The organism is Citrobacter sp. wls619, from assembly GCF_005281345.1.
Lineage (GTDB): Bacteria > Pseudomonadota > Gammaproteobacteria > Enterobacterales > Enterobacteriaceae > Citrobacter.
In genome coordinates this window covers 58,442-75,330 of record NZ_SZXJ01000045.1, presented here as the reverse complement: position 1 = coordinate 75,330, position 16,889 = coordinate 58,442, and the positions used below count along the sequence as shown (strand labels likewise).

Below are 16,889 nucleotides of genomic sequence, written 5' to 3'. Positions count from 1 at the left end.
AAATATGCGTAAAACTCAGGACAATGGCGCCCATTTCTTTGAATTGACAGAATAGTAAATTATGAGTGTACGTTTAGTGTTAGCCAAGGGCCGCGAAAAATCATTACTTCGTCGCCATCCGTGGGTATTTTCCGGTGCCGTCGCACGTATGGAAGGTAAAGCCAACCTCGGTGAAACCATCGATATTGTTGACCATCAGGGTAAATGGTTAGCACGTGGCGCGTACTCACCCGCGTCGCAGATCCGTGCACGCGTCTGGACATTCGACAAGTCTGAATCCATCGATATTGATTTCTTTACCCGCCGTCTGCAACAAGCGCAGAAGTGGCGAGACTGGCTGGCGAAAAAGGACGGGCTGGACAGCTATCGACTGATTGCCGGGGAGTCTGATGGCCTGCCGGGCATCACCATTGACCGTTTCGGTAACTTTCTGGTGCTGCAACTGCTCAGCGCAGGCGCCGAGTATCAACGTGCCGCATTAATTAGCGCCCTGCAGATTGTCTTCCCGGAGTGCGCTATTTATGACCGTAGCGATGTTGCCGTGCGTAAAAAAGAAGGCATGGAACTGACTCAGGGCCCCGTCACGGGGGAACTGCCGCCAGCTCTGCTGCCGATTGAAGAGCACGGGATGAAACTGCTGGTTGATATTCAGCACGGACATAAAACCGGTTATTACCTCGATCAGCGTGACAGCCGCCTGGCCACGCGTCGTTATGTGGAAAATCAGCGCGTACTGAACTGTTTCTCCTATACCGGTGGATTCGCCGTCTCTGCATTAATGGGTGGCTGCCGCCAGGTCGTCAGCGTAGATACTTCCCAGGAAGCTCTCGATATCGCCCGCCAAAACGTAGAGCTGAACAAGCTGGATCTGAGCAAAGCCGAATTTGTGCGTGATGACGTGTTCAAGCTGCTGCGCGCCTATCGCGATCGTGGTGAGAAATTTGATGTTATCGTGATGGACCCGCCGAAGTTTGTCGAAAACAAAAGCCAGCTGATGGGCGCCTGTCGTGGCTATAAAGACATCAATATGCTGGCAATTCAGTTGCTGAATCCGGGTGGCGTACTGCTGACATTCTCCTGCTCCGGATTGATGACCACCGATTTATTTCAGAAAATCATCGCCGATGCCGCAATAGATGCCGGGCGTGATGTACAATTTATAGAGCAGTTCCGTCAGGCCGCCGATCATCCCGTGATCGCTACCTACCCGGAAGGGCTGTATCTGAAAGGGTTTGCCTGTCGCATCATGTAACTTGAAAAGTGGAATATTACCCTTACATAGAGGGTATCTATTTCCCGGGAGGTGACTATGATTGCCAGCAAATTCGGTATCGGCCAGCAGGTCCGCCATTCCCTGTTAGGTTACCTCGGAGTGGTCGTGGATATCGACCCGGAATATTCGCTTGATGACCCGTCACCTGATGAGTTGGCGGTTAACGACGAACTTCGCGCCGCTCCCTGGTATCACGTGGTGATGGAAGACGATAATGGCCTGCCAGTACATACGTATCTGGCTGAAGCACAGTTGAGTAGCGAGCTACAGGAAGAACATCCAGAGCAACCGTCGATGGATGAACTGGCACGGACAATCCGTAAACAGCTCCAGGCTCCACGCCTGCGCAACTGACAACATTTCTCCGGCCTACGACAAACACCGTTGTAGGCCGGATATACAATGCGCCATCCGGCAACAGTACAACCTTACTTCGCCAGTCCCAGTCTGGGGATTTCAATCGCCGGGCAACGATCCATCACTACCGCCAGGCCCGCATCGCGCGCCAGCACGGCAGCCTGTTCATTAATCACGCCAAGCTGCATCCACAAGGTTTTCGCGCCAATAGCAATAGCCTCCTGTGCAACTCCCCATGCTGCTTCTGAGTTTCTAAAGACATCCACCATATCCACTTTCTCTGGTACGTCTGCCAGCGTCGCATAGCCCTGCTGCCCCAGCAGCGTTTTCCCGGCAACCTTAGGAGACACGGGGATAACGTGATAACCCTGATCGAGTAAATACTTCATTACCCGATAGCTCGGGCGATCGGGTTTATCGCTTGCTCCTACCAGCGCAATCGTACGGGTAGATGTCAAAATGCCAGCAATATCGGTCTCTTTCATCGTCTTCCTCCAGGCTGTTTTGCAAAGTGTACGACAAACCTGACGTCGCAACCATTCATCCCATACTGGCGCATGAGAGCTAAACTGGAAAATATGTCTATATGTTAGTAAACATGATTGTCGAAAAATTTAGATACATCTTATGCAGATAATTTTCTGGACAGGAGAACCTTATGAAAGCCGGCATTGTGACAGCCCTGATTGCTCTGCTTCTGCCGGTAACCGTTTGTGCGACCTCTTTGCGCCTGTCTAATGATATTGACCTTCTGGTGCTGGACGGAAAAAAGGTGTCCAGCTCTTTACTGCGCGGTGCCGACAGTATTGAGCTGGAGAATGGTCGGCATCAGCTTGTCTTTCGCGTTGAGAAAACGATTCGTCTCTCCAGCCATGAAGAACGTCTGTATATTTCTCCTCCGCTGGTCATCAGTTTTGATACTCAGTTGGTTAGTCAGGTCAATTTTCATCTCCCCCGTCTGAACAACGAACGTGACGCAACGCATTTCGATGACGCGCCCCGTGTGGAACTAGTAGATGGCGACTCCATGCCCATTCCGGTCAAGCTGGATATTTTGTCGATTACTTCATCGGCAAAAATCGTAGATTACGAACTCGAGACTGAACGCTATAACAAATCGTCTAAGCATGCTTCACTCCCACAATTTGCCACTATGATGGCAGATGACAGCGCATTGCTCTCAGGGGTATCTGAACTGGATCGGGTGCCGCCGCAGTCGCAGACACTTACCGAACAGCGTTTGAAATATTGGTTCGGCCAGGCCGATGCGCAAACACGAAGTAATTTTCTGCAATGGGCAGAGAAACAGCCACCCTCATGACATTTATGTTCGCCGACGCATTTTTTTTGTCTTTCTCTTGCAGCGTCAAGCGCTTCCAGTACTCTGTAATAAGGTTAACTTGGGAGCTGTACTATGGAACTGACGACTCGCACTTTACCGGCGCGTAAGCATATTGCGCTGGTTGCACATGATCACTGTAAACAGATGCTGATGAGCTGGGTGGAACGCCACCAGCCATTGTTAGAAAAGCATGTCCTTTATGCGACAGGTACGACAGGAAATCTCATTCAACGCGCGACCGGCATGGATGTCAACGCCATGCTTAGCGGTCCAATGGGCGGCGATCAGCAGGTCGGTGCACTGATCTCTGAAGGGAAAATTGATGTGCTGATCTTCTTCTGGGATCCACTCAACGCCGTGCCTCACGATCCGGATGTTAAAGCCCTTCTGCGCCTGGCCACAGTTTGGAATATTCCGGTTGCCACCAACGTATCTACCGCCGATTTTATTATCCAGTCACCAAATTTCAGCGATGCGACGGACATCCTGATCCCGGATTACGCCCGGTATCTGGCAGAGCGCCTCAAATAATTGCCAGACAGGCGGCCGCCGCCGCCTGTTCTTCAGGGTTTTCTCGCTACCGGGACATCCAGTTGTTTTAATTCATCAACAAAACAGGATGGCGCGTCTTTATTAAACAGCAACCACACCCGATGCCGGGCACGCGTAAGGGCTACGTAAAGCAACCTTCTCTCTTCTGCATCCGGAAAATCCTCGACCATTGGCAGTAATGCTTCTTCCATAATCGACTCACGGGCCGGGGCCGGAAAACCATCGTTGCCGTCATGAAGCCCAACGACAATGACATAATCCGCCTGCTGTCCTTTACTGGCATGAATAGTCATAAAATCCAGCTGTAGTTTGGGCCAGCGGGTCGCTGCTTTCTCAAGACTGGCAGGTTTGAGGTGGTGATATCGCGCCAGCACCAGTATGCGTTCTTCTGCTTTTGCAAAGCCGGATAGCTTATCCAATAGTGCATCCAGCTGACTTTCATCGAGCAAAGTAACGGCTTTCCTGTCACCTGCTGTCAGGCTATTGAGCGGTTTCTTAAGCTGATGCGGGTTTTGCTGGATAAACCGATTGGCTATTTCGCCAATACGGCTATTAAAACGGTATGTCGTATCCAGATCGCAGCGATCGCCCTCACCAAAGTGTTGCCGGAAGGCGGTAGTCAACGAAAGCTGTGCACCACTGAAACGGTAAATGGCCTGCCAGTCATCCCCCACGGCAAATAGCGTAGTCTGTGAGTTTTGCTGGCGCAATGCCGCTAACAGGGCGGCGCGCTGCGGGGAGATATCCTGAAATTCATCAACCAGGATATGCTTCCAGGGGCTGATAAAGCGCCCTTTCTCCAGAATGACAATCGCCTGATGGATCAATCCAGAAAAATCGACGGCATTCTCTTCTTTCAGAGCACTTTTCCAGGCTTTGAGCAACGGCGCCATCAGCTTTATACGTTTGCTGAACAGGTCGCGGATCGCCTCCGGCGCATTGGCGATCATCTCCGCCTGTGCTCCACCATGCATACGCATCAGGCTAACCCAGCGATCCAGACGTGAGGCCAGGCGACGCTGTAATTTTTCATCGTCCCAAAAATTGCCTTCTGGCACGGACCACTGCATCTCTTCTTCCAGCCACTGTCGCCAGCCTTTAGCCTGTGCTTTTTTCTCGCTGCACTGCTGACGCCAGGTGGCGATAAACAGCTTATTTCTGGCGGCAGTATCATTTTCGAGTTTGCTGACTGTCGGGACTTTTTTGCTACCCTGTTGAATAATATGCAACGCCAGTGAATGGAACGTCCGTGCGGTGACGTCTTGCGTCTGCAGCCGTTCGCGAATGCGCTCATCCATTTCCTGAGCGGCTTTGCGACCAAACGCCAGCAGCAGGATTTGTTCAGCAGCCGCTTCTCCCCGCGCCAGCAACCAGCCCGCACGCGCAACCAGAACGGATGTCTTGCCACTTCCTGCCCCCGCAAGCACCAATAGCGACTGCTCGCCATTCACCACCGCACGAGCCTGGGCTGGATTCAGCGGTGAGGACTCAATCTTCTGGAAAAACTCGGTATGCTCCGCCAGCATCGCATCGGTATATGCCTGGTTATGCTGCAAACGACACGCTTCAATATCCTGCAGCCACGCCTGACACTGATGCAACGCCTCACGACAATGATCAAATTCTTCCAGCCGACTGACCGGCAGGGGCAACGCGTCAAAAGCACGGCGGATCTGTTGTTGCAATCCGGATGTTTGGCTCCGCGTCAGCCATCTGTTTTCCGCTGTACGCGCGGCAATCGCATCCAGCTGTTCCTGTAGCACCCCTGCTGCGACGTCACTCATCTCCTGGCTCCACTGCTGCCAGAGCATGCTCAGATGATGGTGGAAACGCTGGGTTTCCGCCCATTCAGTGCCGTGAAGGCGTACAACTTTATCATCAGAAAGCACAAATTCCAGTTCGCCCCATACCAGGCCCCTTTTACAATGGATAGCCAGTAACTGATTGAATGGAATAAGGTACTCATGACGGTCGCCGGAGACTTTAATGCCGGCATTGAGAATAACGGCCCGATCGTAAGGGTGTTGCGCCAGACGTTTTCCCAGAGAAGTTGCTTTCAGTTCCATAAGACTTACGCGGATCCACACGAAGAGGTTTGCTTATCAGTGTAACCGCCAGAGAAAACGTGCTCCAGCCCAAAAAAACGTTACAATTGCCAAACTCACAGAAAACCAGAGTTAACCGAGGGTTTATGCGTACTGTTCTGAATATTTTAAATTTTGTGCTTGGGGGATTCGCCACCACCTTAGCCTGGTTACTGGCGACGTTAGTCAGTATTGTGCTTATCTTCACACTACCCTTGACCCGCTCCTGCTGGGAAATCACACGTTTGTCGCTGTTCCCCTACGGTAATGAAGCGATTCACGTTGATGAACTCAACCCAGCGGGTAAAAACGTGCTTCTGAATACCGGCGGTACGCTGCTCAACATTTTCTGGCTGATTTTCTTCGGCTGGTGGCTGTGCCTGATGCATATTGTTTCCGGTATTGCCCAGTGCATTACGATTATTGGTATTCCGGTTGGTATTGCGAACTTTAAAATCGCCGCAATTGCACTCTGGCCCGTTGGTCGTCGCGTGGTTTCAGTCGAAGTTGCCCGTGCCGCACGCGAAGCCAACGCGCGTCGTCGCTTTGAATAATCGGAACTGATGGCCTTTATGTTAAGTCCACTGCTTAAACGCTATACCTGGAACAGCACCTGGCTGTACTACGTGCGAATTTTTATCGCACTTTGCGGCACTACGGCGCTGCCGTGGTGGCTGGGTGACGTCAAACTGACCATCCCGCTAACGCTGGGCATGGTTGCTGCCGCGCTGACCGATCTGGACGATCGGCTCGCGGGTCGTCTGCGCAACTTGATCATTACGCTGATCTGCTTTTTTATTGCCTCGGCCTCCGTCGAATTGCTCTTTCCCTGGCCGTGGCTTTTCGCAATTGGATTAACGCTGTCCACCAGCGGCTTTATTTTGCTGGGGGGCTTAGGTCAGCGTTATGCGACCATCGCCTTTGGTGCATTACTGATCGCCATTTACACCATGCTGGGAACATCACTTTACGATCAGTGGTACCAGCAACCGATCCTGCTGCTTGCAGGCGCCATCTGGTATAACCTTCTGACGCTTATCGGTCACCTTCTGTTCCCGATTCGTCCACTGCAGGACAATCTGGCACGCAGCTATGAACAGCTGGCACACTACCTGGAGCTGAAATCCCGTCTTTTTGATCCCGACATCGAAGATGAAAGTCAGGCCCCCCTGTATGACTTAGCGCTGGCCAATGGGCAACTGATGGCGACGTTGAACCAAACAAAAATATCATTACTGACCCGTCTGCGCGGTGACCGTGGACAACGAGGAACCCGCCGCACACTGCATTACTATTTTGTCGCGCAGGATATCCACGAACGCGCTAGTTCCTCACATATTCAGTACCAGACGCTACGCGACCATTTCCGTCACAGCGATGTGATGTTTCGTTTCCAGCGATTAATGTCGATGCAGGGACAAGCCTGTACGCAACTGTCTCGCTGTATTTTGCTACGCACCCCTTACCAGCACGATCCACACTTTGAGCGCGTCTTTACACATATCGATGCCGCCCTTGAGCGCATGCGTGCAAGCGGTGCCCCTGCAGATTTGCTCAACACGCTGGGATTCTTACTATCAAACCTGCGGGCTATTGATGCGCAACTGGCCACCATTGAGTCTGAACAGGCTCAGGTACTCTCGCGCAATGAGTCAGAAAATCAGCTTGCCGATGACAGTCCGCATGGCTTCAGTGATATCTGGCTGCGCCTGAGTCGCAATTTTACACCGGAGTCGGCGCTGTTTCGCCACGCGGTTCGCATGTCGCTGGTGCTCTGCGTCGGCTACGCCATTATCCAGATAACGGGTATGAACCATGGCTACTGGATCCTGCTGACCAGTCTGTTTGTCTGCCAGCCCAACTACAACGCCACACGGCATCGTCTGGCGTTAAGAATTATCGGCACATTAGTCGGGATAGCGATTGGATTGCCCATCCTGTGGTTCGTCCCATCGCTGGAAGGGCAATTAATACTGCTGGTGATCACCGGCGTGCTCTTTTTCGCTTTCCGCAATGTTCAGTACGCGCATGCCACCATGTTTATCACGTTGCTGGTATTGCTGTGCTTTAACCTGCTTGGTGAAGGGTTTGAAGTCGCACTGCCGCGCGTCATCGATACGCTGATAGGTTGTGCCATCGCATGGGCAGCCGTCAGTTTCATCTGGCCTGACTGGCGCTTTCGCAACCTGCCACGGGTGATTGAACGGGCGACCGATGCCAACTGTCGTTACCTTGACGCCATTCTCGAACAATATCATCAGGGGCGAGACAATCGTCTGGCATACCGTATTGCGCGCCGTGATGCGCATAATCGTGATGCGGAGCTGGCATCCGTGGTGTCGAATATGTCGAGTGAACCGGATGTCACCGCCCAAACGCGCGAAACGGCATTCCGCTTGCTGTGCCTCAACCATACCTTTACCAGTTATATCTCGGCGCTGGGCGCACACCGTGAACAGTTAACCAACCCGGACGTTCTGGCATTACTGGACGATGCCGTTTGCTATGTTGATGATGCACTTCATCATCAACCCGCTGACGAGCAGCGCGTATACCAGGCACTAGAAGGACTGAAGCAACGGATTCAGCATCTTGAACCACGCCCGGACAGTAAAGAACCGCTGGTCGTACAGCAAGTTGGCCTATTGATAGCGCTACTACCAGAAATCAGACGATTACAGCAGCAAATTGCCGCATTGCCGTCTAGTACACCGGTTCAGGCGTAAGAGAACTCACCCACTCCACAAGCTCCTGGCGACGAATCGCCGGGAGCGCCGCCTCATGAATCCCTCCGATCGCACCTTCAAGGGCATAGAGTATTTTCACCGTCAGAGCGGGATTAATCTGTCGCAGTTTCAACCAACACATTTTTGCCCCCAACATGCGTAATGTGCTTTCATCTTTTATACCTGCTTCATTCAGCAGGGTTTCCAGATGAAATGTCATGTTCGGCAGTCCACGCAGGCGATGCTGTGCAAAACGACTTTGCTTTTCTTTTAACGCCGCATCCAATGAATACCGTGATAACGACACCAGTTGTTGCTGGTTTTGCCACAGCGTATCGTTCACCTGATAATAATTGAGCACCACCGGACGTCCACGTTTTATGAATGTCAGCCAGACAGGGGAATGTTTTACACAGTACTGCGCGCTCTGTTCACAGGCCCGAAGATATAACTCGCCACTGGCGACCATGGCGAATACCGTGTCCTCGACCGTCAGGCTATAACCCCCAAACAGCGATCGATAACGAATAGTCCCTAATGACGCCAGATATTCTTGTGATTTATAGATCCTTGCGTAAGAAAGTTTTTTCATAAAAATCCTTTTAAATCATAACGTAATAAAATGATTTGCAGTAGCGGATCCGTTAATGACGAAAATAGGCAACTTATTCGCGAGGGGCAAGATGAATTTTGTTTTTCCCGTAACAACAACCAAAAACTGCGAACCTGTTTCAGAAAATAAGGTTGATCTTTGGTGATAGCAGGGTTACTGTATATCCATACAGTAACTCACAGGGCTGGATTGATTATGTACACTTCAGGCTACGCAAATCGTTCTTCGTCGTTCTCTTCCACATCAAGCAAAATTGCGCGCGTGTCGTCAGAGCACACTACCGCCGGGCTTATCAGTGAAGTGGTCTATCGCGAGGACCAGCCCATGATGACGCAGCTCCTGCTGCTTCCCCTGCTTCAGCAGTTAGGTCAGCAGTCGCGCTGGCAGCTCTGGCTGACGCCTCAACAAAAACTGAGCCGCGAGTGGGTGCAGTCGGCCGGACTCCCATTGACGAAAGTTATGCAAATCAGCCAACTCTCTCCCTGCCATACGCTGGAATCAATGGTCCGTGCGCTGCGCACTGGGAATTACAGTGTGGTCATCGGCTGGCTGACGGAAGAATTAACAGAAGATGAACATGCAGAACTGGTGAAAGCGGCAGATGAGGGAAATGCAATGGGATTTATCATGCGTCCTGTACGCGCTCAGACACTTGCGGGGAGACACCATTCCGGGCTAAAAATTCACTCGAATTTGTATCATTGAGTAAAATTAGGAATTATCCTGGAATTTTTTTTCACCCCCAAACTCGGCTTTGAGCTTCAACACATTTTTTGTGAGAACGCCTGTGTGAAGCGGTTTCCGCGATAGTAGCTGTACAATTAATCATCCACAAATGTTAAATATTGTGTATACAAGCCTTTTTTTTTCATATGCCTGACGGACTTCACACTTGTAAGTTTTCGAGTACGTTGTAGACTTTACATCGCCAGGGGTGCTCGGCTTAAGCCGCAGATATCGGTAGAGTAACTATTGAACTGGTCCCCGGGTGAAGGATTTAACCGTGTTATCTCTCTGGAGATATTCATGGCGAATTTTGGATGATAACGAGGCGCATAAAATGAAAAAGACAGCTATCGCAATTGCAGTGGCACTGGCTGGTTTCGCTACCGTGGCGCAGGCCGCTCCGAAAGATAACACCTGGTATACTGGTGCTAAACTGGGTTGGTCCCAGTTCCATGACATCGGCAACAATCAGATCAACAACAACGGACCGACCCACGAAAGCCAACTGGGTGCTGGTGCGTTCGGTGGTTACCAGGTTAACCCGTACGTTGGTTTTGAAATGGGTTACGACTGGTTAGGTCGTATGCCGTACAAAGGCAACACTGAAAATGGCGCATTCAAAGCTCAGGGCGTTCAGCTGACCGCTAAACTGGGTTACCCAATCACTGACGATCTGGACGTTTATACCCGTCTGGGTGGTATGGTTTGGCGTGCAGATGCTAAAAACAACGACGGCTTCAAAGACCACGACACTGGTGTATCCCCAGTATTCGCTGGCGGCGTAGAGTATGCAATTACTCCTGAAATCGCTACCCGTCTGGAATACCAGTGGACTAACAACATCGGTGACGCGAACACCGTTGGTGGTCGTCCAGACAACGGTCTGTTGAGCGTTGGTGTTTCTTACCGTTTCGGCCAGCAGGAAGAAGCAGCTCCGGTAGTTGCTCCGGCTCCGGCTCCGGCTCCAGAAGTACAGACCAAACACTTCACTCTGAAGTCTGACGTTCTGTTCAACTTCAACAAAGCGACTCTGAAACCAGAAGGCCAGCAGGCTCTGGATCAGATGTACAGCCAGCTGAGCAACCTGGATCCGAAAGACGGTTCCGTCGTTGTTCTGGGCTTCACTGACCGCATCGGTTCTGACGCTTACAACCAGGGTCTGTCTGAGAAACGTGCTCAGTCTGTTGTTGATTACCTGATCTCTAAAGGTATCCCTTCTGACAAAATCTCCGCACGTGGTATGGGCGAATCCAACCCGGTTACCGGCAACACCTGTGACAACGTGAAAGCTCGCGCTGCACTGATCGACTGCCTGGCTCCGGATCGTCGTGTTGAGATCGAAGTCAAAGGTATCAAAGACGTTGTAACTCAGCCTCAGGCTTAAGTTATCGTCTTATAAAAAAACCCCGCCTGGCGGGGTTTTTTTTCACCTACATATCATGCAAAAGCACAGGCACACGCCATATTGACGTTACCCGTACCCTACTCTTTACCCAGTAACGCCTGTAGATCCTGCTTCAATGTCGACATCTTGTTCGCATACTTTTCTTTATGTTCCGCATCTTCAATCAACTGCACAATCGTTTCTGAGAGCGTTTTACCACGTCGCTGCGCAAGCCCGGCCAAACGCTGCCAGACCATAAACTCCAGATCGATCGATTTCTTACGCGTATGTTGATGTTCTGCATTAAAGTGCCGCTTACGCCTCGCACGGATCGTTTGCTTCATGCGATTGAGCAGTGCCGGGTTCATGTATTCTTCAATCCAGGCGTTGACCCGAACCGGTTCATTTTCGAGGGTTAGCAACAAATCAACGGCTTCTTTGGCCGCGCTGGCTTCCACATAGCGGGTAATCAACTCCCCCTCGCGATGCTTCTTCACCAGGTACTTCCATTTCCATCCGCTTTCAAGATTTTCAAGTTGTTGATATTTCATTGCGATCTCAATGTTACCGTGTAACTCTTATCAGAATATCAGCTTTTTGGGCATCTGAAGAAAAGAATATCCAGCCTGTGAACTGTCGCGCGTCATCACATCCGTTTAGCGGTGCTTTCCACGTGTGCAGTGCTGATGGTTACGGTATAATCTCGTTTTTTACAACAGACTAAAAAACATCAACTTTGACCATTACGAAACTTGCATGGCGTGATCTGGTTCCTGATACCGACAGCTATCAGGAAATATTTGCACAGCCGCACGTCACTGACGACACCGACACCTTACTCAGTGATACTCAGCCACGTTTACAATTCGCGCTAGAGCAGCTTCTTCAGCACTGGGCTACGTCCTCGTTTATGCTGGTGAAAGCGCCCGAAGAGCTGGAGTATCTCAATCTTATTGCAACGGCTGCACGTACCTTACATACGAATGCCGATAGGTTAACCGGGGGGCATTACGATGTATCCGGCCACACTATTCGTTACCGCGCAGCGGAGAAAGCAGACGACAACTTTGCAACGTTAACGCAGGTGGTTAATGCTGACTGGGTTGAGGCCGAACAGCTGTTTGGCTGTCTGCGCCAGTTCAATGGCGAAATTACGCTGCAACCGGGACTGGTCCATCAGGCCAATGGCGGTGTGCTGGTTATCTCCTTGCGCACACTTCTGGCTCAGCCGTTGTTGTGGATGCGCCTGAAAGCCATTGTCAGCCACGAGCGTTTTGACTGGGTGGCCTTTGATGAGTCTCGCCCTCTGCCAGTCTCCGTCCCTTCTATGCCGCTTAAACTGAAAGTGGTGTTGGTCGGCGAACGTGAATCGCTGGCAGACTTCCAGGAAATGGAACCAGAACTGGCAGAACAGGCTATCTACAGCGAATTTGAGGATAACTTGCAGATAGTGGATGCCGAAACCATGACACAGTGGTGTCAGTGGGTAACGCATACTGCCCGACGCAACAATCTGCCCTATCCCGCTGCCGATGCATGGCAGGTTCTCATCCGCGAAGCCGTTCGCTACACCGGCGAACAGGACACGCTGCCGCTTAATCCGCTATGGATCACTCGCCAGTTCAAAGAAGTGTCCCCTCTTTGCGACAGTGATACCTGCACTGCGGAGCAATTGAGCCTGATGCTGGCTCAACGTGAGTGGCGAGAAGGATTCCTCTCCGAACGGATGCAGGATGAGATCCTGCAAGAGCAGATCCTCATTGAAACGGAAGGCGAGCGTATTGGGCAAATAAACGCCCTGTCGGTGATCGAATTTCCAGGCCATCCCCGCGCATTTGGTGAACCTTCACGTATCAGTTGCGTCGTGCATATTGGCGATGGCGAATTTACCGACATTGAACGTAAAGCCGAGTTGGGCGGAAATATTCATGCCAAGGGTATGATGATTATGCAGGCGTTCCTGATGTCGGAACTCCAGCTTGAACAGCAAATACCGTTCTCTGCCTCTCTGACATTTGAGCAATCATACAGTGAAGTAGACGGTGACAGCGCCTCTATGGCAGAACTGTGTGCGCTGATCAGCGCCCTCGCTGACGTTCCCGTCAATCAAAGCATCGCAATAACCGGTTCTGTCGATCAGTTTGGTCGTGCTCAACCTGTCGGCGGTCTGAATGAGAAAATTGAAGGCTTCTTTGCCATCTGCCAGCAGCGTGAATTAACGGGGACTCAGGGGGTGATTATCCCTGCAGCCAACGTCAGACATCTGAGCCTGCCACCCGCACTGCTGCAGGCTGTTGAAGAAGAAAAATTCACTATCTGGGCAGTAGACGACGTGACCGATGCGCTGCCACTGCTATTAAATTTGGTGTGGGATGGCGAAGGCCAGACGACGCTGATGCAAACTATCCAGGAGCGTATTGCTGCGGCAACGCAACAGGAAGGCCGTCACCGTTTTCCATGGCCGCTACGTTGGCTGAATTGGATTATTCCGAACTGATCGGACTTGTTCAGCGTACACGTGTTAGCTATCCTGCGTGCTTCAATAAAATAAGGCTTACAGAGAACATGGTAGATAAACGCGAATCCTATACAAAAGAAGACCTTCTTGCCTCTGGTCGCGGTGAGCTGTTTGGTGCTAAAGGCCCACAACTGCCTGCACCAAGCATGCTGATGATGGATCGTGTCATCAAGATGACCGAAACCGGCGGCAACTTTGACAAAGGTTATGTGGAAGCTGAACTGGACATCAACCCGGACCTGTGGTTCTTCGGATGCCATTTTATCGGCGATCCGGTAATGCCAGGTTGCCTGGGTCTGGATGCCATGTGGCAGCTGGTTGGATTCTATCTCGGCTGGCTGGGCGGCGAAGGTAAAGGCCGTGCACTGGGCGTGGGCGAAGTGAAATTCACAGGTCAGGTTCTGCCGACCGCGAAGAAAGTCACTTACCGCATTCACTTCAAACGCATCGTTAACCGCCGCCTGATAATGGGTCTGGCTGATGGTGAAGTGCTGGTTGACGGTCGTCTGATCTACACCGCAAATGATCTGAAAGTGGGTCTGTTCCAGGACACCTCGGCGTTCTAATCGCAGACATCTGTAGGTCTGGTAGTGCGACATGGCCAAATGGCAGCGTACGTTAATTTGCCGGTCTACAAAAGGCGAAACCTCCGCTTTGCGGAGGTTTCTTTTATCTAAAGAGACAGAATCAGGCCATTAAAACCCTATCCCCCATGGCTTCTCGCCAGCCTCCCAGCCAGTATGACCTCTGATTCAGCGTCTGATAGGGACACATTTCTTTTGAGCGTCCGGCAATGCCGGCCTGATATCCACGTTGATGTGCCCGTTCCAGGCGATCTCGTTTTTGTCTCTTCATGCCTCGTTTCCCTCATCTTTGGGTCTGGTGGAAAAGAAAACAGTGATTACTAAGTGTGCAATCACACTAAACGAATACCCCTAAACATCAGACTCGTCAATGCGCAAAATTCACGCCAGTGTCATATTTGTGAGCTAGCTGGTAAATCATTTGTACAAAAATTCTCTGCCAGAACAGCTACCTCAACCGCTAAAAAAATAAAAAAAACCGCCTCTGGCGATGAACCTGAGGCGGCATAATTTACAATTATTTAAGCTTAGGGAATACGTTTCAGCTCTTGGGCGATTGCCGTCGCTTCCTGACTCCAGGCGCTGGCCAGAACTTTCACCATTTCATCGTAGCCATCCTGCGTCTGTACAACTTCGATATGGAACGGACGCTTGATTAATTGCCCCTGGTGATTCAGCAACCATTCACCGCTGACAATCACTTTGCCATCGTAACGTCCGTGAAAGCCTGTCACCGTCACGTTAAGCGTATCCTGAGTGCTTCCCAACGGCTGAGATGCAACCACCCAGCCAGGAAGTTGCATACTCAGATTTGCGACAAGGGTATTGCGCAACTGCTGATCCAGTGGGCTGGCCCAGAGATTGTTATTCGCTATCACATACTTCACGTCGCTGGTCTGGTACACCACACCATTCCCCGCCAGGTAATCAGGTACTGCAACCTGTTCAACCCACAGCAGGCGGTTGCCCTGATTAGCTGAGCTTTGTACCCCCCCTTGCGCAATGGGGAGCTGATAATAGCTTTTATTCTCTCCGCTGGAGCTACATGACGTCAGCCAGACCGCCATCATCACCACTAGCCACTTTTTCATTGTTTCGCCCTCTTCGGCTCTGGATCTTTTTTGTCCTTCGCTTCAAACACCAGCGCGTTACTCTTGTCGTTCAGCGTTTTCAGAACCGGCTGCAGTTCACGCAGTACCTGATCAAGACGCTGCATATCTGCCACCATCTTGTTGTAGGCCGCAGAACCCGGCTGGAAGCCCTGCATGCTGCGATTCAGTTCACGCAACGTATTCTGCATATCCGCAGGAAGCTGCTGCATCGACTGGCTGGACGTGATCTTATTCATGTTATCCAGCGTAGTTTGCAGATGCTTCATCGTGCGCTGGCTTTCCGACAGCGTATTGGTTGCCTGCTCAATCATCGGGTTCAGCGGTAGACTATTAATCTTATCCAACGCTTCCATCAGACGCTGCTGAATCTGCGCCAGACCGCCGCTCACTGTCGGAATAATTTGATAACCATTAAACTCGCGTACCCCTGTAATTGGCGGCTCTTTCGGGTAAAAATCGAGATCGACATACAGCGCGCCGGTCACCAGGTTCCCCGTCTTCAATGACCCTCTCAGTCCACGTTTGAGCAACTCAGCAAGATGAGCCCCCACATCGGTGTCTTCACCCAACTGCGCTTTCAGCCGTTCAGGTTCAATACGCACCAGAACAGGGATGCGGTAATCGTTGTTAAATACCTGACGCATATTTGGCGCAAAGAAAGGCACTTTACTTACGGTACCCAGGCGTATGCCACGGAATTCCAGCGGCGCCCCCGGCTGCAGACCACGAATTGAATCCTTGAAGAACATCAGGTAATCAATGTGATCGGTATACAAGGAATCCTGAATACTTTTTTGATCGTCATACAGATTAAAAGAGGAGTGCTGTTCAACCGGTTGGCCTTGTTCCAGCCCTTCCGGTACGTCAAAGCTTACTCCGCCGCCAAACAGCGTGGTGAGCGAGCCCATTTCCACTCGCATACCCGCCGAAGTGAGATCGACGGCAATACCGCTGTCCTTCCAGAAACGGACATTACTGGTTACCAGTCGATCGTTTGGCGCATTGATGAAAAGCTGGTAACTGATCGTACGTTTTTGCGCATCAAATGTGCTGGTTTCAACCGAGCCCACGCGATAACCGCGGAAAAGGACCGGATCGCCGGGACTCAACTGACCGGCTTTTTTACTGTCCAGGATCACGCGGATCCCTTTCGCATCAGGCGGCGCCAGCGGTGGAGAATCGAGCAATTGGTAATTTTCCAGCTTGCTGCCTTTATTACCAGGTTGCAGCTCAATATATGCCCCGGACAACAGCGTTCCCAGGCCACTGATACCTTCACGCCCCACCTGCGGCTTCACCACCCAAAAGACCGAATCTTTATGCAGCAGCTTTTCCATACCGGAATTAAGGCGTGCTTTAATTTCCACATGGGTCAAATCATCCGTCAGGGTAGCGCTTTCAACCACGCCGACATCCACACTACGGCTTTTAATCGTTGTTTTACCCCCTTCAATACCTTCGGCATTGGTCGTAATCAACGTGACTTCCGGCCCCTGATGGCTGTAGTGGTAAAACAGAACCCATGCGCCAATGAGTGCAGTGACGATCGGGAATATCCACACGGGCGACCAGTTTTTTACCTTCTGCACTTTGGCTTCCCCACTTTTAGATTCCATGC

17 protein-coding genes are annotated in these 16,889 nt (G+C 51.3%); 10 read left to right on the top strand and 7 right to left on the bottom strand.

Annotated elements, in window-relative coordinates:
- Positions 1–61 precede the first annotated feature (61 nt).
- Positions 62–1,252: a 23S rRNA (cytosine(1962)-C(5))-methyltransferase RlmI gene (gene rlmI / locus FDX19_RS11865; protein ID WP_137382857.1), complete on the top strand. Its 1,191-nt coding sequence runs from the start codon at positions 62–64 to the stop codon at positions 1,250–1,252.
- 57 nt (positions 1,253–1,309) lie between these two features.
- A complete protein-coding gene (hspQ, locus tag FDX19_RS11860) occupies positions 1,310–1,627 on the top strand; it encodes a heat shock protein HspQ (RefSeq protein WP_005123508.1) in 318 nt (105 codons plus the stop codon).
- Between the two features lie 74 nt (positions 1,628–1,701).
- Here the strand turns inward: hspQ and FDX19_RS11855 are convergent, their stop codons facing one another.
- Positions 1,702–2,115 (bottom strand): CoA-binding protein, encoded by a 414-nt coding sequence (locus FDX19_RS11855; protein ID WP_006685217.1) that lies wholly within the window; start codon positions 2,113–2,115, stop codon positions 1,702–1,704.
- A gap of 173 nt (positions 2,116–2,288) precedes the next feature.
- Here FDX19_RS11855 and FDX19_RS11850 point away from each other — a divergent pair, with 173 nt between their 5' ends.
- Both FDX19_RS11850 and mgsA read left to right on the top strand, forming a co-directional pair.
- On the top strand, positions 2,289–2,951 hold the full coding sequence (locus FDX19_RS11850) for a DUF2057 family protein (protein ID WP_137382856.1): 663 nt from the start codon (positions 2,289–2,291) through the stop codon (positions 2,949–2,951).
- 93 nt (positions 2,952–3,044) lie between these two features.
- Entirely contained in the window at positions 3,045–3,503 is a 459-nt protein-coding gene (gene mgsA / locus FDX19_RS11845) for a methylglyoxal synthase (RefSeq protein WP_137382855.1), read from the top strand.
- A gap of 32 nt (positions 3,504–3,535) precedes the next feature.
- Here the strand turns inward: mgsA and helD are convergent, their stop codons facing one another.
- Positions 3,536–5,590 carry a DNA helicase IV gene (gene helD, locus FDX19_RS11840; protein WP_137382854.1) on the bottom strand — a complete coding sequence of 685 codons (2,055 nt, stop codon included), beginning with the start codon at positions 5,588–5,590 and terminating at the stop codon, positions 3,536–3,538.
- Between the two features lie 125 nt (positions 5,591–5,715).
- On the opposite strand from helD, the gene FDX19_RS11835 reads away from it, so the two are divergent.
- Positions 5,716–6,162, top strand: a complete 447-nt coding sequence (locus tag FDX19_RS11835) for a YccF domain-containing protein (RefSeq protein ID WP_005123514.1) — start codon at positions 5,716–5,718, stop codon at positions 6,160–6,162.
- Between the two features lie 18 nt (positions 6,163–6,180).
- The gene (gene yccS, locus FDX19_RS11830; RefSeq protein WP_137382853.1) at positions 6,181–8,334 is read left to right on the top strand and encodes a YccS family putative transporter; all 2,154 of its coding nucleotides are present in this window, start codon (positions 6,181–6,183) and stop codon (positions 8,332–8,334) included.
- Here yccS and FDX19_RS11825 read toward each other — a convergent pair.
- Positions 8,312–8,926 (bottom strand): TfoX/Sxy family DNA transformation protein, encoded by a 615-nt coding sequence (locus FDX19_RS11825; protein WP_137382852.1) that lies wholly within the window; start codon positions 8,924–8,926, stop codon positions 8,312–8,314. The genes yccS and FDX19_RS11825 overlap by 23 nt on opposite strands.
- A gap of 216 nt (positions 8,927–9,142) precedes the next feature.
- On the opposite strand from FDX19_RS11825, the gene sulA reads away from it, so the two are divergent.
- A complete protein-coding gene (gene sulA, locus FDX19_RS11820; protein ID WP_137382851.1) occupies positions 9,143–9,652 on the top strand; it encodes an SOS-induced cell division inhibitor SulA in 510 nt (169 codons plus the stop codon).
- Positions 9,653–10,007: 355 nt separating this feature from the next.
- Positions 10,008–11,057 carry a porin OmpA gene (gene ompA, locus FDX19_RS11815; protein WP_048212110.1) on the top strand — a complete coding sequence of 350 codons (1,050 nt, stop codon included), beginning with the start codon at positions 10,008–10,010 and terminating at the stop codon, positions 11,055–11,057.
- 98 nt (positions 11,058–11,155) lie between these two features.
- Here ompA and matP read toward each other — a convergent pair whose 3' ends face one another.
- Positions 11,156–11,608, bottom strand: coding sequence for a macrodomain Ter protein MatP (gene matP, locus FDX19_RS11810; RefSeq protein ID WP_005123520.1), 453 nt, complete (start codon positions 11,606–11,608; stop codon positions 11,156–11,158).
- 185 nt (positions 11,609–11,793) lie between these two features.
- Between matP and FDX19_RS11805 the strand changes: the two genes are divergently transcribed.
- Both FDX19_RS11805 and fabA read left to right on the top strand, forming a co-directional pair.
- Positions 11,794–13,554 carry a Lon protease family protein gene (locus tag FDX19_RS11805; RefSeq protein WP_137382850.1) on the top strand — a complete coding sequence of 587 codons (1,761 nt, stop codon included), beginning with the start codon at positions 11,794–11,796 and terminating at the stop codon, positions 13,552–13,554.
- Positions 13,555–13,622: 68 nt separating this feature from the next.
- Positions 13,623–14,141, top strand: a complete 519-nt coding sequence (gene fabA / locus FDX19_RS11800) for a bifunctional 3-hydroxydecanoyl-ACP dehydratase/trans-2-decenoyl-ACP isomerase (RefSeq protein WP_003035875.1) — start codon at positions 13,623–13,625, stop codon at positions 14,139–14,141.
- A gap of 121 nt (positions 14,142–14,262) precedes the next feature.
- On the opposite strand, the gene rmf is transcribed toward fabA, so the two are convergent.
- The 3 genes from rmf to pqiB form a co-directional block, all read right to left on the bottom strand.
- Positions 14,263–14,430, bottom strand: a complete 168-nt coding sequence (gene rmf, locus FDX19_RS11795) for a ribosome modulation factor (protein ID WP_003035871.1) — start codon at positions 14,428–14,430, stop codon at positions 14,263–14,265.
- Positions 14,431–14,686: 256 nt separating this feature from the next.
- Positions 14,687–15,250 carry a membrane integrity-associated transporter subunit PqiC gene (gene pqiC / locus FDX19_RS11790; RefSeq protein ID WP_137382849.1) on the bottom strand — a complete coding sequence of 188 codons (564 nt, stop codon included), beginning with the start codon at positions 15,248–15,250 and terminating at the stop codon, positions 14,687–14,689.
- Positions 15,247–16,887: an intermembrane transport protein PqiB gene (gene pqiB / locus FDX19_RS11785; protein WP_137382848.1), complete on the bottom strand. Its 1,641-nt coding sequence runs from the start codon at positions 16,885–16,887 to the stop codon at positions 15,247–15,249. Before pqiB ends, pqiC begins: the two co-directional genes overlap by 4 nt.
- Between the last annotated feature and the right edge of the window lie 2 nt (positions 16,888–16,889).

What these genes read in the sequence shown, in the direction of transcription:
- mgsA (WP_137382855.1), top strand. Translation starts at nt 3,045, where the DNA reads ATGGAACTGACGACTCGCACTTTACCGGCGCGTAAGCATATTGCGCTG.
- fabA (WP_003035875.1), top strand. Translation starts at nt 13,623, where the DNA reads ATGGTAGATAAACGCGAATCCTATACAAAAGAAGACCTTCTTGCCTCT.
- ompA (WP_048212110.1), top strand. Translation starts at nt 10,008, where the DNA reads ATGAAAAAGACAGCTATCGCAATTGCAGTGGCACTGGCTGGTTTCGCT.
- pqiC (WP_137382849.1), bottom strand. Translation starts at nt 15,250, where the DNA reads ATGAAAAAGTGGCTAGTGGTGATGATGGCGGTCTGGCTGACGTCATGT.
- matP (WP_005123520.1), bottom strand. Translation starts at nt 11,608, where the DNA reads ATGAAATATCAACAACTTGAAAATCTTGAAAGCGGATGGAAATGGAAG.
- pqiB (WP_137382848.1), bottom strand. Translation starts at nt 16,887, where the DNA reads ATGGAATCTAAAAGTGGGGAAGCCAAAGTGCAGAAGGTAAAAAACTGG.
- FDX19_RS11825 (WP_137382852.1), bottom strand. Translation starts at nt 8,926, where the DNA reads ATGAAAAAACTTTCTTACGCAAGGATCTATAAATCACAAGAATATCTG.
- helD (WP_137382854.1), bottom strand. Translation starts at nt 5,590, where the DNA reads ATGGAACTGAAAGCAACTTCTCTGGGAAAACGTCTGGCGCAACACCCT.
- hspQ (WP_005123508.1), top strand. Translation starts at nt 1,310, where the DNA reads ATGATTGCCAGCAAATTCGGTATCGGCCAGCAGGTCCGCCATTCCCTG.
- sulA (WP_137382851.1), top strand. Translation starts at nt 9,143, where the DNA reads ATGTACACTTCAGGCTACGCAAATCGTTCTTCGTCGTTCTCTTCCACA.
- FDX19_RS11835 (WP_005123514.1), top strand. Translation starts at nt 5,716, where the DNA reads ATGCGTACTGTTCTGAATATTTTAAATTTTGTGCTTGGGGGATTCGCC.
- FDX19_RS11850 (WP_137382856.1), top strand. Translation starts at nt 2,289, where the DNA reads ATGAAAGCCGGCATTGTGACAGCCCTGATTGCTCTGCTTCTGCCGGTA.
- FDX19_RS11855 (WP_006685217.1), bottom strand. Translation starts at nt 2,115, where the DNA reads ATGAAAGAGACCGATATTGCTGGCATTTTGACATCTACCCGTACGATT.
- rmf (WP_003035871.1), bottom strand. Translation starts at nt 14,430, where the DNA reads ATGAAGAGACAAAAACGAGATCGCCTGGAACGGGCACATCAACGTGGA.
- rlmI (WP_137382857.1), top strand. Translation starts at nt 62, where the DNA reads ATGAGTGTACGTTTAGTGTTAGCCAAGGGCCGCGAAAAATCATTACTT.
- yccS (WP_137382853.1), top strand. Translation starts at nt 6,181, where the DNA reads ATGTTAAGTCCACTGCTTAAACGCTATACCTGGAACAGCACCTGGCTG.